Origin of the sequence: Bacillus sp. RHFS10, from assembly GCF_016757475.1 — a bacterium.
In the GTDB taxonomy this organism is placed as follows: Bacteria; Bacillota; Bacilli; order Bacillales; family Bacillaceae; genus Bacillus; species Bacillus subtilis_G.
In genome coordinates, this window is the sequence record NZ_JAESPO010000001.1 from 274,494 (window position 1) to 289,661 (window position 15,168).

At 45.2% G+C, this 15,168-nt stretch carries 13 protein-coding genes, 1 other RNA gene and 1 other annotated feature; of the genes, 12 read left to right on the top strand and 2 right to left on the bottom strand.

Annotated elements, in window-relative coordinates:
• Window positions 1-124 precede the first annotated feature (124 nt).
• The 6 genes from JMN17_RS01335 to dtd all read left to right on the top strand — a co-directional run bounded on the left by JMN17_RS01335 (window position 125) and on the right by dtd (window position 6,801).
• Window positions 125-622, top strand: a complete 498-nt coding sequence (locus tag JMN17_RS01335) for a cation:proton antiporter regulatory subunit (protein WP_087992283.1) — start codon at window positions 125-127, stop codon at window positions 620-622.
• A gap of 76 nt (window positions 623-698) precedes the next feature.
• Window positions 699-1,031, top strand: a complete 333-nt coding sequence (locus JMN17_RS01340; protein WP_202327064.1) for a LapA family protein — start codon at window positions 699-701, stop codon at window positions 1,029-1,031.
• A gap of 66 nt (window positions 1,032-1,097) precedes the next feature.
• The gene (gene recJ / locus JMN17_RS01345; RefSeq protein ID WP_202327066.1) at window positions 1,098-3,458 is read left to right on the top strand and encodes a single-stranded-DNA-specific exonuclease RecJ; all 2,361 of its coding nucleotides are present in this window, start codon (window positions 1,098-1,100) and stop codon (window positions 3,456-3,458) included.
• Window positions 3,459-3,463: 5 nt separating this feature from the next.
• Complete coding sequence (locus JMN17_RS01350) at window positions 3,464-3,976, top strand: adenine phosphoribosyltransferase (protein WP_087992280.1); 513 nt, start codon at window positions 3,464-3,466, stop codon at window positions 3,974-3,976.
• Window positions 3,977-4,143: 167 nt separating this feature from the next.
• Window positions 4,144-6,348, top strand: coding sequence for a GTP diphosphokinase (gene relA / locus JMN17_RS01355; protein WP_087992279.1), 2,205 nt, complete (start codon window positions 4,144-4,146; stop codon window positions 6,346-6,348).
• A 12-nt stretch (window positions 6,349-6,360) separates the two neighbouring features.
• Window positions 6,361-6,801 carry a D-aminoacyl-tRNA deacylase gene (dtd, locus tag JMN17_RS01360; RefSeq protein WP_087992278.1) on the top strand — a complete coding sequence of 147 codons (441 nt, stop codon included), beginning with the start codon at window positions 6,361-6,363 and terminating at the stop codon, window positions 6,799-6,801.
• Between the two features lie 25 nt (window positions 6,802-6,826).
• Here the strand turns inward: dtd and JMN17_RS01365 are convergent, their stop codons facing one another.
• Window positions 6,827-8,380, bottom strand: coding sequence for an SH3 domain-containing protein (locus JMN17_RS01365; RefSeq protein ID WP_087992277.1), 1,554 nt, complete (start codon window positions 8,378-8,380; stop codon window positions 6,827-6,829).
• A gap of 132 nt (window positions 8,381-8,512) precedes the next feature.
• Here JMN17_RS01365 and JMN17_RS01370 point away from each other — a divergent pair, with 132 nt between their 5' ends.
• From JMN17_RS01370 to JMN17_RS01390, 5 genes are all read left to right on the top strand, one after another.
• The gene (locus JMN17_RS01370; protein ID WP_087992276.1) at window positions 8,513-8,683 is read left to right on the top strand and encodes a YrzK family protein; all 171 of its coding nucleotides are present in this window, start codon (window positions 8,513-8,515) and stop codon (window positions 8,681-8,683) included.
• A 60-nt stretch (window positions 8,684-8,743) separates the two neighbouring features.
• Window positions 8,744-8,975: a binding site (T-box leader), on the top strand.
• A gap of 90 nt (window positions 8,976-9,065) precedes the next feature.
• Window positions 9,066-10,340: a histidine--tRNA ligase gene (gene hisS / locus JMN17_RS01375; RefSeq protein ID WP_087992275.1), complete on the top strand. Its 1,275-nt coding sequence runs from the start codon at window positions 9,066-9,068 to the stop codon at window positions 10,338-10,340.
• A gap of 13 nt (window positions 10,341-10,353) precedes the next feature.
• A complete protein-coding gene (aspS, locus tag JMN17_RS01380) occupies window positions 10,354-12,132 on the top strand; it encodes an aspartate--tRNA ligase (RefSeq protein WP_202327068.1) in 1,779 nt (592 codons plus the stop codon).
• Between the two features lie 60 nt (window positions 12,133-12,192).
• A non-coding RNA gene (ssrS, locus tag JMN17_RS01385) (6S RNA) lies at window positions 12,193-12,385 on the top strand.
• 82 nt (window positions 12,386-12,467) lie between these two features.
• The gene (locus JMN17_RS01390; protein ID WP_087992273.1) at window positions 12,468-13,232 is read left to right on the top strand and encodes a tRNA threonylcarbamoyladenosine dehydratase; all 765 of its coding nucleotides are present in this window, start codon (window positions 12,468-12,470) and stop codon (window positions 13,230-13,232) included.
• A 43-nt stretch (window positions 13,233-13,275) separates the two neighbouring features.
• Here JMN17_RS01390 and JMN17_RS01395 read toward each other — a convergent pair whose 3' ends face one another.
• Window positions 13,276-14,541, bottom strand: a complete 1,266-nt coding sequence (locus tag JMN17_RS01395) for a replication-associated recombination protein A (RefSeq protein ID WP_202327070.1) — start codon at window positions 14,539-14,541, stop codon at window positions 13,276-13,278.
• Window positions 14,542-14,741: 200 nt separating this feature from the next.
• On the opposite strand from JMN17_RS01395, the gene cymR reads away from it, so the two are divergent.
• Window positions 14,742-15,158 carry a cysteine metabolism transcriptional regulator CymR gene (gene cymR / locus JMN17_RS01400; protein WP_003225879.1) on the top strand — a complete coding sequence of 139 codons (417 nt, stop codon included), beginning with the start codon at window positions 14,742-14,744 and terminating at the stop codon, window positions 15,156-15,158.
• The last annotated feature ends 10 nt before the right edge of the window (window positions 15,159-15,168 follow it).

The following is a 15,168-nucleotide window of genomic DNA, read 5'->3' on the forward strand; positions in this document are numbered from 1 at the left end:
TTTTTTGAAGTTTCATTGAACTTAAAATAGACATTTGCTATAATGACATGCGCTTACATTTAAACATATAAATGGTGTTAAGAGTATTTGTGGCTGGTTTTCAGATATGTGGGAGGGTTTATCTATGAGGGTTCGTGAATCAGTGCTGCCGGGCATAGGGCATAAAGTTGAAATCATCACTAGAAACTGCGATAAAATTTCAATTATCATTCATCATGACGGCCGGAGAGAGTTGTACTATTTTGACGAAAATGATCATGAAGAATGTGTGGCCTCCGTGCAATTTGACGATGCTGAAGCCAGGCAAATTTCTGCCATTCTCGGCGGAATGGCATATAAACCGAAAGCATTAGAAAGCGTCGAGGCAGCCCTTAATGATTTAATCATAGAGTGGTGTAAAGCAGAGGCGGGAGCGCCTGCCATTCATCATACAATTGGTGATTTGAACGCAGGACAGGAATATCATGTGACTGTCATTGCGATCATTAAGAAGAATCAGGAAAAACAATTGAATCCGGGATCGGAAATAGTTATTGATGAGGGAGATACCCTTGTGATTTCCGGTGAGGGAAACGGATTGAAGAGGTTGATCCGGGAAAAATTAACCGCAAATGAGGCTTGACCTAGTGTCAAGCCATGTTTAAAACAAGCCTTGACAGGGAAAGTTACCTAATATTCTGAAGTTTTGGAGGAAGAGAATGAATAAACAATGGACCATTATTTTCGCACTTATTTTTACCTTAATTGTCGCTATTTTTGCAGTTATTAATGTAAGATCGGTAGAAGTTGATTACCTGTTTGGCAGATCGGAGTGGCCGCTTATTTTAGTTATTTTGGGCTCAGTTCTAATGGGCGCGCTGATCGTATTTTCTGCCGGCGTTTTTCAGGTGATGAAACTAAAGCGGGAAATAAAAGCGCTGCGGAAAGAAAAGAAAACTGTACAAGGAACGATACATAAACAAGAGGATACGTTGCATGCTGACCTGAATGACACACAGGATGCATCAGCCAGACTTGAGAAAAAAGACTAGTTTTCGAATAATATTTGAAACCCCTCAGCCTGCTCTAGTATAATAGGGTGGTTGAGGGGTGAATTTATGTTAGCGTCAAAAATGCGATGGGAAATCCAGCGACCAGATCAGAATAAGGTCAAATCACTCACAGAACAATTGCATATAACACCTCTTGTTGCGTCCCTGCTTGTAAAAAGAGGCTTTGATACAGCAGAAAGCGCAAGGCTGTTTTTACATACAAAGGATGCCGATTTTAATGATCCTTTTGAAATGAAGGGCATGAAAGAAGCGGCAGAGCGAATAAAACAGGCGATATCACAACAAGAACAGATTATGATATATGGCGATTATGATGCCGATGGAGTTACCAGTACGTCAGTGATGCTGCACACACTGCAAAAGCTGTCGGCTCAAGTTGATTTTTATATACCTGACCGCTTTAAAGAAGGCTACGGCCCTAATGAACAGGCATTTCGTTCGATTAAGGAACGGGGCTTCTCTCTGATTATTACGGTTGATACAGGAATTGCCGCTGTACATGAAGCAAAGGTGGCAAAGGAACTCGGACTGGATGTCATCATTACAGATCACCATGAGCCGGGACCGGAACTTCCGGATGTTTACGCGATCGTCCACCCGAAGCAGCCGGGCTGCACCTACCCGTTTAAAGAACTGGCCGGAGTCGGAGTCGCGTTTAAGCTTGCCCACGCTTTATTGGGCGAACTCCCAGATGAATTGCTTGACCTGGCGGCAATCGGCACCATTGCCGATCTAGTCCCGTTGCATGACGAAAACAGATTAATTGCAACACTGGGACTTGAAAGGCTTCGTCGGACGAATCGGCTGGGCTTAAAAGAGCTGATCAAGCTGTCAGGCGGAGACATCGGAGAAGCGAACGAAGAAACAGTCGGGTTCCAGCTTGCACCAAGGCTGAATGCCGTCGGAAGAATTGAACAGGCGGATCCCGCTGTTCATTTGCTCATGACAGAGGATTCGTTTGAAGCGGGAGAGCTTGCCGCTGAAATTGACCAGCTGAACAAAGAGCGCCAAAAGATGGTCAGTAAAATGACGGATGAAGCGATTGAAATGGTTGAACAGCAAAGCCTCGATCAAACTGCAATCGTCGTGGCCAAAGCCGGATGGAATCCAGGAGTCGTCGGAATTGTGGCTTCAAAGCTTGTGGACCGTTTCTACCGCCCGGCCATTGTGCTTGGCATTGATGAAGAAAAAGGGATCGCTAAAGGTTCGGCCCGGAGCATCAGGGGTTTTAATTTATTCGAAAGCCTTTCTGAATGCAGAGATATTCTTCCTCATTTCGGCGGCCATCCAATGGCGGCGGGGATGACGCTGAATGCCGAAGATGTGCCGGATTTGCGAAACAGGCTGAATCAAATAGCGGACAATACGCTTACGGAAGAGGATTTTATTCCTGTACAGGAAGTCGATCTCGTCTGCGGTGTCGAGGACATTACGGTTGATAGCATTACAGAAATGAACCTGCTGTCCCCCTTTGGCATGCTAAACCCGAAACCGCACGTTCTCGTAGAAAACGCTGTGCTGGAAGATGTCCGGAAGATTGGAGCAAATAAAAATCATGTCAAAATGACGGTCAGAAACGAGTCATCTCAGCTTGATTGCGTCGGTTTTAATAAAGGTGAGCTTGAAGAAGGCATCGTCCGCGGCTCAAGAATTTCAATTGTCGGTGAGATGTCTATCAACGAATGGAACAATAGAAAAAAACCGCAGCTTATGATTAAGGATGCCGCTGTTTCTGAATGGCAGCTGTTTGATTTAAGGGGGAAACGGATGTGGGAAGACACAGTTTCTGCCCTTCCATCTGCTAAACGGGCCATTGTCTCTTTCAAAGAAGACTCAACAACACTTCTTCAGACTGAAGATCTTCGCCGTGAAGTGCACGTCATCAGTTCTGAAGATCAGGCGAAGGCGTTAGATCTCGATGGTGCTTATATTGTATTACTGGATCCGCCGCCTTCGTTGGACATGCTCGCACATTTGCTGGAAGGCAAGATGCCTGAGCGGATATATTTTATTTTTCTTAATCAAGAGGATCACTTTTTATCAGCTTTTCCAGCAAGAGACCACTTTAAATGGTATTATGGGTTTCTTCTGAAAAGAGGTTCTTTTGACGTGAAACAACACGGCTCAGAGCTTGCGAGACATAAGGGCTGGTCCGTTGAAACAATCAATTTCATGACAAAGGTGTTTTTTGATCTCGGTTTTGTTAAAATAGAGAATGGTGTGCTGTCTGTGATTAGCGGAGTCAAGAAACGCGACTTAACAGACTCACAAACCTATCAGGCGAAGAAGCAGCTGATGGAATTGGATCAAAAGCTGAATTATTCTTCTGCTGAAGAGCTGAAGGAATGGCTGAATAAGCTGATGAAACAAGATTCAGAGGCTTATGAAAGTACGAGGAGGACATAAAACAGATGGATTTAAAACAATACGTAACAATTGTACCGGATTACCCGAAAGAGGGCGTGCAATTTAAAGATATTACGACATTGATGGATAAAGGCGATGTATACCGCTATGCCACAGACCAAATTGTTGAATATGCGAAAGAAAAACAAATTGATTTGGTCGTCGGCCCTGAAGCGCGCGGCTTTATTATCGGCTGTCCCGTTGCTTACGTGCTTGGCGTAGGTTTTGCGCCGGTCCGCAAAGAAGGCAAGTTGCCTCGTGAAGTGGTTAAAGTGGATTACGGCTTGGAATACGGAAAAGACGTATTAACGATCCATAAAGATGCGATTAAACCGGGTCAGCGTGTGCTCATTACAGATGACCTGCTTGCGACAGGCGGCACAATTGAAGCCACAATCAAACTTGTTGAAGAACTTGGCGGCGTGGTTGCTGGTATCGCTTTCTTAATCGAGCTTTCTTACCTTGACGGCAGAGAAAAGCTTAAAGATTATGACATGTTAACATTGATGAAATACTAAGGATAATCGCATAACGAAAAAGCACTCCATGTCAGGGTGCTTTTTTCCTATTGTTTTGCATTTATTTTATATAATATTTGGCGATTTGAACTTCTGCTCTTTACATCTTTCGTTTTTTTCTTGATAATAAACTACAATACAGTTTACATTCTAAAAAAGGTGATTCCATGGCGAACGAACAAGTATTGACTGCCGAGCAAGTTATTGATAAAGCGCGCAGCTATTTATCTGATGAGCATATCGCATTTGTCGAAAAAGCATATCTGTACGCTGAGGATGCTCATCGCGAGCAATACCGCAAATCGGGCGAGCCATATATTATTCATCCGATTCAGGTTGCGGGAATTCTCGTGGATCTTGAAATGGATCCTTCCACAATCGCGGGCGGATTTCTTCACGATGTCGTGGAAGATACAGATGTGACGCTTGATGACCTGAAAGAAGCATTTTCCGAAGAAGTGGCAATGCTTGTGGACGGCGTAACGAAGCTCGGCAAAATTAAATATAAATCTCAAGAGGAACAGCAGGCGGAAAATCATCGCAAAATGTTTGTCGCTATGGCTCAAGATATCCGGGTCATACTGATCAAGCTGGCGGATCGTCTTCACAATATGCGGACGCTGAAACATCTTCCTCAGGAAAAACAGCGGAGAATTTCCAATGAAACGCTGGAGATTTTTGCGCCTTTGGCGCATCGACTCGGGATTTCCAAAATTAAGTGGGAATTGGAAGACACGGCGCTCCGTTATTTGAATCCTCAGCAATATTACAGAATTGTCAACCTCATGAAGAAGAAACGCGCAGAACGTGAGCTTTATGTCGAAGAGGTAGTCGATGAAGTGAAGAAACGTGTCGAAGAAGTGCACATCAAAGCTGACTTCTCGGGACGTCCGAAACATATTTACAGCATTTATCGCAAAATGGTGCTGCAAAATAAGCAATTTAACGAAATTTACGATTTATTGGCTGTCCGCATTCTTGTGAATAGCATAAAGGACTGCTACGCGGTGCTCGGCATCATTCACACATGCTGGAAACCGATGCCCGGCAGATTCAAAGATTATATCGCAATGCCGAAGCCGAATATGTATCAATCGCTTCATACAACGGTTATCGGGCCTAAAGGCGATCCGCTGGAGGTGCAGATCCGCACCTTTGAAATGCATGAAATTGCGGAATACGGAGTTGCGGCTCACTGGGCTTATAAAGAAGGGAAAGCGGCCACCGAAGGCGCAACCTTTGAGAAAAAGCTTTCTTGGTTCCGTGAAATTTTAGAATTCCAAAATGAATCAACAGATGCTGAAGAATTTATGGAATCGCTCAAAATCGATTTGTTTTCTGACATGGTGTATGTCTTTACACCGAAAGGAGATGTAATCGAGCTTCCGTCCGGTTCTGTTCCGATTGATTTTTCTTACCGGATTCACTCTGAAATCGGCAATAAAACAATCGGTGCCAAAGTAAACGGAAAAATGGTAACGCTGGATCATAAGCTTCGGACAGGTGATATCGTTGAAATTCTGACGTCTAAGCACTCCTATGGTCCGAGCCAGGATTGGGTGAAGCTTGCTCAAACCTCCCAGGCGAAGCATAAGATCCGTCAATTCTTTAAGAAACAGCGGCGCGAAGAAAATGTCGAAAAAGGTCGTGAGCTGGTAGAAAAAGAAATTAAGAATCTGGATTTTGAAGTGAAGGATGTCTTAACGCCGGAGAATATCCAGAAGGTTGCTGACAAGTTTAATTTCTCAAATGAAGAGGATATGTACGCAGCGGTCGGCTATAACGGCATTACAGCCTTGCAGGTCGCAAACCGCCTGACGGAAAAAGAGAGAAAGCAGCGCGATCAGGAAGAACAGGAAAAGAGCGTTCAGGAAGTCACTGCGGAATCTAAGCCGTACCCGCAAGGCAGGAAACGGGAAGCGGGCGTTCGCGTCAAGGGGATCGACAATCTTCTTGTCCGTTTATCAAAATGCTGCAATCCTGTACCGGGTGACGATATTGTCGGATTTATCACAAAAGGCAGAGGGGTTTCGGTCCATCGTGAAGATTGCCCGAATGTCAAAACGAATGAAGCCCTGGAGCGGCTGATTCCGGTAGAGTGGGAACATGAGTCGCAGGTTCAAAAGCGCAAGGAATATAATGTTGAGATAGAGATTCTTGGGTATGACCGCCGCGGATTGCTGAACGAGGTGCTTCAGGCAGTGAATGAAACGAAAACAAATATCTCATCTGTTTCTGGCAAATCGGATCGCAATAAAGTGGCAACTATTCATATGGCGATTTTTATTCAGAACATCAATCACTTGCACAAAGTCGTCGAGCGTATTAAACAGATAAGAGATATCTATTCTGTGCGCCGCGTCATGAACTAAAGGGGTTAGAAAATGAGATTAGTTGTTCAGCGAGTAACTGAAGCAAGCGTAACAGTGAATGAAGAGGTTGTCGGTCAAATTGGACAAGGCATCATGGTGCTGGTCGGCATCACTCACGATGATACAGAAGAGGATGCAGCTTATTTGGCCGATAAAATGGTTCATCTTCGTATATTTGATGACAGTGAAGGGAAAATGAATCTGTCTCTTTTAGATATAGGAGGAGAGATTTTATCCGTCTCACAGTTTACGCTTTACGGAGATACGAAAAAAGGGCGCCGGCCGAACTACATGAACGCCGCAAAACCTGATAAAGCTTTAGGTCTCTATGAAAAATGGAACGACCTGCTTCGTGAAAAAGGAATCAAAGTGGAGACCGGAATGTTTGGAGCGATGATGGATGTTCAGCTTACAAACTCAGGACCGGTCACGCTCATGATGGATTCAAAATAAAAAAGCTGCCAAAAGGCAGCTTTTTTTATTGGAAATATTTCTCCAATCCGCTCTCGATACCGTCTGTTACTTTTTCTTGGTAAGAGCTGCTATGTACGATGGCCTCTTCCTGCGGATGGCTTAAATACCCCAGCTCATACAGCATAGCGGGCTGTCTGTTTTCCCGAAGCACATAATAATCTCCGAATAACACGCCGCGGTCAGGAATGGAAGAACGCTTCACCACTTCTGAATGTACATCTGACGCCAGTCCCTGATCTTTGGCAGGGCTGTAGTAGTAAGCGGTGCTGCCTCTCGTGGAAGCATCCGCATAGCTGTCATAATGAATGCTGATAAAGGCGTCAGCGTTGCGATAGTGAGACGTAGAGACCCGTGACTGTAAGCTGACAAAGGTATCATCCTGGCGTGTCACATACACATCTGCTCCAGCCGATCTAAGTTTGCCGGCGAGCAGTTTTGCTGTTTTAATCGTCAGGTTTTTCTCGAATTTACCCGAGTAGCCGATCGTTCCGCTGTCTTTTCCTCCGTGTCCCGGATCAACAATAATCGTTTTATTGTTTAGAGAGCCGTTTCCGGACGGGGAATCAGCGACAGGGGGTTCTCCTGATTCTTCCGCACTTTTAGACGTTTGGACCACCCAATTGGCGACATAAGCAGTCTGTCCGTTATCAAGCTTTATCTCATACCAGCTGCCCTTTGAACCGGTTATCGGATAGGAATCGCCTTTGGCAGCACGTTCTACGATCGAAGATGATGTTGACGCATCACTTCTTACATTCGTTCCTCCGTATACGATATAGGCTTTTTTAGCGGAGGAGGAGCTGCCGGCATTTGCTGAATCTTCAGCTGGATCAGAACTAGTCAAAAGGTAATGGCTTGCAACCCAGCCTTTCAACCCGTTCACTTCGATGTGAGCCCAGCCATTTTTCTCGTTGAGAATCGTCACTTTCGTTCCGCGATCCAGTTTCGTTATAATCGCCGCGTCATGTGAGGCGGAGGCTCTTACATTTAGTGAGGAAACACCGACCGTGCTCGTTGATGCATCGGGAGATTCGGTTTGATCATTCCCATCAGATACTGAACTGCTGCCGCTTGACGTGACATATTCAGATGACACCCATCCGGTGGCGTTTTGATAGGATATCTTGATCCAGCCCGAATCTTTATCAATGACAGACGCTTGGCTGCCTTGCGGGAATTTGCCGATGACGTCGTATGAAGTGCCCGGTCCGGTTCTCATTCGCAGATCTGGATCTGTTGATGTAACAGTATCACTGCTTTCCGAAGAGCTTGAGCTGCCCTGATCTTCTTTTGTAATAAGCCATGACACCACCCATCCTTTGTCTCCGGAACCAAGCTGTATCTGCACCCAGTCTCCTTCTTCTTTTAAAATCGGGTAATGCTCTCCCTTTTTTACTTTCGCTGTAATCCCGTAGCTAAGCCCCGGGCCGCTTCTGACGTTCATTTCATCTGTTGCGATGACCGCTTCTCCCTGAGCGGCTGTAACGGAAGAAAAAGGCGGGAAAAGCGCCCCCGCGACGATAATACATACAATAAGAACAAAGTATTTCTTGCTCATTGTGTCCTCCTTTCAGATGATCATAAAAAAAGCTTTCTTGCTTAATATCGTAAAGTCCTTTCTGATTTTTAAATAAAAATAAAATGATTTGTTTATACTAGGCGTAAATACAATCAAAAAGGTGTGCAAATCATGAAATATCATCCAAAAATGGGCCGCGCGTTTCACGACGGTGAAGCAAATCTGCATTACAGCGATCACGCTGAACCTGATACGACTGGTTATCTTACTGAAACGGCATCTGAATTTGGTCTTATGTCCAAAGAAGCAGCGATAAGGAAAAACAACCGGAATAAAGCTTGACAGAGAACCTCAATCCCATTATTATAATAGAAATTGAGTACATAGCAAAATGATGAAAGATTTGAACCAATAATGGAGAAGAGTAGGTCAGATTGCATGGATAGAGAGGAACCGCCCCAGGCTGAAAGCGGATCCCATTGCGTCTTTCTCGAAACAACACTCCGGAGGTTTCCTGCTGAACGCGTTAATCCCGTCATTAGGCAGTGAACGTGAACCTGCGTTAAAGGATCGAGCGGGAATATGAACATATTCCAACTAGGGTGGCACCACGGGTATAACTCTCGTCCCTACTATACATGTATAGTAGGGACGAGAGTTTTTTTATTTTCATCATTAACGATCATTGTATATTTTTATAAGGGATACATAAGGAGGTCTACATATGGGATATAACATTCCAAGAGGAACACAGGATATTCTGCCCGGAGAATCAGATCGCTGGCAGTTTGTTGAACAAATTATGAGAGACACTTGCCGCACTTATCAATATAAAGAAATCCGCACACCGATTTTTGAGCATACAGAACTATTTGCCAGAGGTGTCGGAGAGTCTACAGATATCGTACAAAAAGAAATGTATACCTTCCAGGACCGCAAAGGAAGAAGCCTGACGCTTCGACCAGAGGGAACAGCTGCGGCGGTTCGCGCTTTTAATGAAAATAAGCTATTTGCAAATCCTGTCCAGCCGACAAAGCTTTATTATGTCGGGCCGATGTTCCGTTATGAACGTCCGCAGACGGGCCGGTACCGCCAGTTCTATCAGTTTGGAATTGAAGCAATAGGCTCGAGTGACCCTGCGATTGATGCCGAAGTCATGGCGCTTGCGATGAGTATTTATCAAAAAGCAGGTTTGCAAAACGTCAAGCTTGTCATAAACAGTCTCGGCGACCAAGAAAGCCGCAAAAGCTACAGAGAAGCGCTCGTGAAACATTTTGAGCCTCGCATCGAAGAGTTTTGTTCAGACTGCCAGTCACGTCTGCACACAAACCCGCTCAGAATCTTGGACTGCAAAAAAGACCGCGATCATGAACTGATGAAATCAGCACCTTCGATTTTGACATATTTAAATGAAGAATCAGCCGCTTATTTTGAGAAAGTAAAGCAATACTTAAACGATCTTGGCATTGCGTATGAAATTGATCCTAATCTTGTGAGAGGGCTGGATTATTACAACCACACCGCATTTGAAATCATGAGCAATGCGGAGGGGTTTGGCGCGATTACAACTCTTGCCGGCGGCGGACGCTACGATGGTTTGGTCGAACAGATCGGCGGGCCTGAAGCGCCGGGCATCGGGTTTGCGATGAGCATTGAACGCCTGCTTGCCGCCATTGATGCTGAAAAAAGAGAACTGCCTGTCGATCAGGGAATCGATTGCTATGTCGTCACCCTCGGCGAGAAAGCAAAGGATTATTCTGTTTCATTGGTGTACAAACTGAGAGAAGCAGGAATCTCCAGCGAAATCGATTATGAAAATAAGAAAATGAAAGGCCAGTTCAAAACAGCTGACCGCCTGAATGCCAGATTTATTGCGATTTTGGGTGAAGATGAGCTAGCCCAAAATAAAATCAATGTTAAGGATGCACAGACGGGCGAACAGATTGAAGTGGCACTTGATGAATTGATACATGTGATGAAGGCAAACCAAAAGGGATAAGGAGTGGAATCTATTGTTTGGAAGAACATATTATTGCGGCGAAATAACTGAAAAAGCAATTGGTGAATCTGTAACGCTGAAAGGCTGGGTCCAAAAAAGACGGGACCTCGGCGGATTGATTTTTATTGACTTGCGCGACCGTACGGGAATTGTTCAAGTCGTGTTTAACCCTGATGTGTCAAAAGAAGCGCTTGCTATCGCGGAAGGCATCCGAAACGAATACGTGCTTGATATTCAAGGGAAAGTAGTGGCGCGTGAAGAGGGAACAGTCAATCAGAATTTGAAAACAGGCGCGATCGAAATTCACGCTGATGGAGTGAACGTATTAAATGCTGCAAAGACACCTCCATTTGCGATTTCAGATCAAGCGGAAGACGTATCAGAGGACGTCCGTTTAAAACACCGTTACTTGGATTTGCGCAGACCGACTATGTTCCAAACGATGCAGCTGCGCCATAACGTGACGAAAGCTGTCCGCAGCTTTTTAGATGAAAAAGGATTTCTTGATATTGAAACGCCGATTTTAACAGGAAGCACACCTGAAGGAGCCCGTGACTACTTGGTGCCGAGCCGAGTGCATGAAGGTGAGTTCTATGCGCTGCCTCAGTCTCCGCAGCTATTTAAACAGCTTCTGATGGTGTCAGGCATTGAACGCTATTATCAAATTGCCCGCTGTTTCCGAGATGAAGACTTGCGTGCGGACCGCCAGCCTGAGTTTACGCAAATTGATATTGAAATGTCCTTTATGAGCCAGGAAGATATTATGTCATTGGCTGAGGATATGATGGCAAAGATTATGCGCGAAACAAAAGGTGTGGAGCTCAAGCTTCCTCTTCCTCGAATGACGTATGATGAGGCGATGAACAGTTATGGTTCTGATAAACCGGATACTCGATTTGATATGCTTTTGACAGATGTGTCTGACATTGTGAAGGATACAGAGTTTAAAGTATTCTCATCAGCTGTGGCAAACGGCGGCGTGGTAAAAGCAATCAACGTAAAAGGCGGAGCGGTCGATTACTCCAGAAAAGATATTGACGCTCTTGGCGCTTTTGCTGCAAACTACGGGGCAAAAGGACTTGCTTGGGTGAAAGTTGAGGCAGACGGAGTGAAAGGCCCGATCGCCAAATTCTTTGATGAAGACAAGCAGTCCAAGCTGATTGAGGCGCTTGATGCTGCTGAAGGTGATTTGCTGCTGTTCGGAGCGGATAAATTCGAAGTGGTTGCCGCATCGCTCGGCGCCCTGCGCTTAAAGCTTGGGAAAGAACGCGGACTGATTGACGAAAACCTGTTCAATTTCTTATGGGTTATCGACTGGCCGCTTTTAGAGCATGATCCGGAGGAAGGCCGTTTTTACGCAGCCCACCATCCGTTCACAATGCCTGTCCGTGAAGACCTTGAACTGATTGAAACAGCGCCTGAAGACATGAAAGCACAAGCCTATGACCTCGTCTTAAACGGCTATGAGCTTGGCGGAGGCTCAATCCGTATTTTCGAAAAGGACATTCAGGAAAAAATGTTTGCGCTTCTTGGCTTCTCACAAGAAGAAGCGGCTGAGCAGTTCGGGTTCTTACTTGAAGCATTTGATTACGGCGCTCCTCCGCACGGCGGAATCGCGCTTGGCTTAGACCGTCTCGTCATGCTTCTCGCAGGACGTACGAACCTAAGAGATACGATTGCATTCCCGAAAACGGCAAGTGCAAGCTGCCTGATGACAGAAGCGCCAGGCGAAGTAAGCGACGCCCAACTGGACGAGCTTCACCTTTCTATCAAGAAAAAAGTAAAGAGCTGAATGAGCAGTTCGATTCTTGAAAATCAAAATCGTCTATGATATGATTTTGACAAGTTAAATAAAGTCCTGATGTGTTAGTTGTACACCTAGTTTTGACCGAACATTTTTTTGATTTGGGAGCCCGTATTTTTAAATGGCGTACATGCCTCTTTTCATTCGGTAAAGAGGACTTACAAGATTTGAAAGAGGGCACCCACCTGCTGAGAGCGGGTTCAAAACAAAGGAAAGCTGCAACGGCACTATTGGGACTTTATTTTTTGTGCGCAGAAAAAACGGCTGCACATGATTCAGCCATTTAATAGATGAAACCAGAATACGAATGTGGAGTGAGGTTCTTGTTACACCAGTTTTCACGCAATGAATTAGCTATCGGAAAAGAAGGCCTAGAAACGCTGAAAAACAGCACGGTTGCTGTGCTTGGGGTCGGCGGAGTCGGATCGTTCGCGGCGGAAGCTCTCGCGCGGTCAGGCGTCGGCCGCATTTTGCTTGTCGACAAAGATGATGTGGACATTACAAACGTAAACCGTCAGCTTCACGCGCTCCTTTCAACAGTCGGACAGCCGAAAGTTGATTTAATGAAAGCGCGGATCGCGGACATTAACCCGGAGTGTGAAGTGATCGCATTAAAAATGTTCTATACGGAAGAAACGTATGAGCAATTTTTTGAATATAAGCTTGATTATGTCATTGATGCGTCAGACACCATTCATTATAAAATCCATTTAATGAAAGAATGTTTGAAACGGGATATTCCGCTCATCTCCAGCATGGGCGCCGCCAATAAAACAGATCCGACACGCTTCCAAATCGCTGATATTTCAAAAACGCACACTGATCCCATTGCGAAGGTCGTCCGTACGAGATTACGGAAAGAGGGCATCAAAAAGGGTGTTCAAGTGATTTTCTCTGACGAAAGCCCGATTGTTATTCGGGAAGATGTCAGAAAAGAAGTGGGAAATGACGAAGCGAACATCCGCAAAGCAAAAATGCCGCCATCTTCTAATGCTTTTGTGCCGTCAGTTGCCGGTTTGATTATGGGCGGGCATGTTGTCATGGATCTTGTAAAAGACATTGAAATCAAACGCGTGAAGGATAAATAACGCATAGAAACAGCCTTGATGATGCTTCAAGGCTGTTTTTAATTTATTTTCTTTTCATTAATTTGTCGTATACCTGCTTTAATGCGAGTTCGAACTTGCCTGTCTGTTTCGGCTTGTAATATTGCTTGTTTTTTAAAGGATCAGGGAGATATTGCTGTTCGACCCATCCGTTGTCGTAATGATGCGGGTATTTATAGTCGATTCCTCTTCCTAATTCCTGAGCTCCTTTATAATGCGCGTCTTTTAAATGCTTAGGGACATCCCCGATTTTTCCGGATCTGATATCTGCAAGCGCCTCATCGATTGCCAGAATGGCTGAGTTTGATTTCGGCGAGAGGCAAAGTTCAATGACTGCGTTGGCCAGCGGAATTCGTGCTTCGGGAAATCCGACTCGCTCAGCAGTCTGAATAGCGTGCAGCACCCTTGGGCCAGCTTGGGGGCTTGCTAAGCCGATATCTTCATAGGCGATGACAAGCAGTCTTCTTGCAATGCTTTCCAGATCGCCTGCTTCAATTAATCTTGCCAAATAGTGAAGAGCAGCGTTGGCATCAGAGCCGCGGATCGATTTTTGAAAAGCGGATAAAACATCATAATGCGCGTCACCATCTTTATCGTGAGTAAAGCTCTTTTTCTGCAAACATTCTTCCGCGGTTTCTAATGTAATGTGAATCACACCATCTGGTGACTCCTTTGTTGACAACACGGCCAGCTCAAGCGCATTTAAAGCGGAGCGGACATCCCCTCCGCATCCCCGGGCAAAATGCTCCATCGCCTGATCATCAATGGATACAGAATAGGTGCCAAGGCCGCGATGCTCATCATGAAGCGCCCGTTCCAGAGCCTGTTTAATCAGTTCCGGTGTTAACGGCTCAAGCTCAAAGATCTGTGTCCGGCTTCTGATCGCCGGATTTATGGCATGATACGGGTTAGCCGTGGTTGCTCCGATCAAAATGATCATCCCGTTTTCTAAATAGGGCAAAAGAAAATCTTGTTTCCCTTTATCCAGCCTGTGAACTTCATCCAGAATCAAAATCACTTGGCCTGACATTTTAGCTTCCTGGGCTACGATTTCCATATCTTTTTTATTGTTAATGACAGCATTCAGCTTCCGAAAAGCAATACTTGTTGAACCGGCGATTGCTGTTGCGATTGATGTTTTTCCAATTCCGGGCGGCCCGTACAAAATCATGGATGACAAATGTTTTGCCTGAACCATTCTGCCGATTATTTTATCTTCAGCCACCAGATGCTGCTGGCCGATAATATCCTCAATTTTTGTCGGACGCATCCGATATGCCAATGGCTTCATCATCATCTCTCCTTACATAATTACAGGGTAACGGAAAACCGGACATTAGGAAAGAGGGAAGCCCGTTTCCCCCCGCCTCAATGAAAAATCGCTGAAGGTATGTTATAATAACAGTTGGTCTATTAGATAATAAACGGACGAATCATATAGAAATTGCCATTATAAACGTGGAAAATCATGAAATAACAGAGGTGTTCATGTTGAAAATATCAACTAAGGGAAGATACGGGCTCACCATTATGATCGAGCTTGCAAAAAAGCATGGTGAAGGCCCGACTTCATTAAAAAGCATCGCACAGACGAATAATCTTTCCGAGCATTATTTGGAGCAGCTCGTATCGCCGCTCAGAAATGCCGGCTTAGTGAAAAGCATTAGAGGCGCATACGGCGGATATGTATTAGGCAGCGAGCCGGATGCGATCACGGCGGGAGATATTATCCGTGTACTCGAGGGGCCGATCAGTCCTGTTGAAGTGCTGGAAGACGAGGAGCCTGCCAAGCGGGAGCTCTGGATTCGTATACGTGATGCTGTGAAAGAGGTTTTAGACAGTACAACATTAGAGGATCTTGCCAGCTATACAGACGGAGAGCAAGAAGCTTATATGTTCTATATTTAGATCAGAGGTG

Bases quoted from the DNA above. Each gene is read 5' to 3' on its own strand.
- JMN17_RS01335 (WP_087992283.1), top strand. From the start codon at position 125: ATGAGGGTTCGTGAATCAGTGCTGCCGGGCATAGGGCATAAAGTTGAA.
- JMN17_RS01340 (WP_202327064.1), top strand. From the start codon at position 699: ATGAATAAACAATGGACCATTATTTTCGCACTTATTTTTACCTTAATT.
- recJ (WP_202327066.1), top strand. From the start codon at position 1,098: ATGTTAGCGTCAAAAATGCGATGGGAAATCCAGCGACCAGATCAGAAT.
- JMN17_RS01350 (WP_087992280.1), top strand. From the start codon at position 3,464: ATGGATTTAAAACAATACGTAACAATTGTACCGGATTACCCGAAAGAG.
- relA (WP_087992279.1), top strand. From the start codon at position 4,144: ATGGCGAACGAACAAGTATTGACTGCCGAGCAAGTTATTGATAAAGCG.
- dtd (WP_087992278.1), top strand. From the start codon at position 6,361: ATGAGATTAGTTGTTCAGCGAGTAACTGAAGCAAGCGTAACAGTGAAT.
- JMN17_RS01365 (WP_087992277.1), bottom strand. From the start codon at position 8,380: ATGAGCAAGAAATACTTTGTTCTTATTGTATGTATTATCGTCGCGGGG.
- JMN17_RS01370 (WP_087992276.1), top strand. From the start codon at position 8,513: ATGAAATATCATCCAAAAATGGGCCGCGCGTTTCACGACGGTGAAGCA.
- hisS (WP_087992275.1), top strand. From the start codon at position 9,066: ATGGGATATAACATTCCAAGAGGAACACAGGATATTCTGCCCGGAGAA.
- JMN17_RS01395 (WP_202327070.1), bottom strand. From the start codon at position 14,541: ATGAAGCCATTGGCATATCGGATGCGTCCGACAAAAATTGAGGATATT.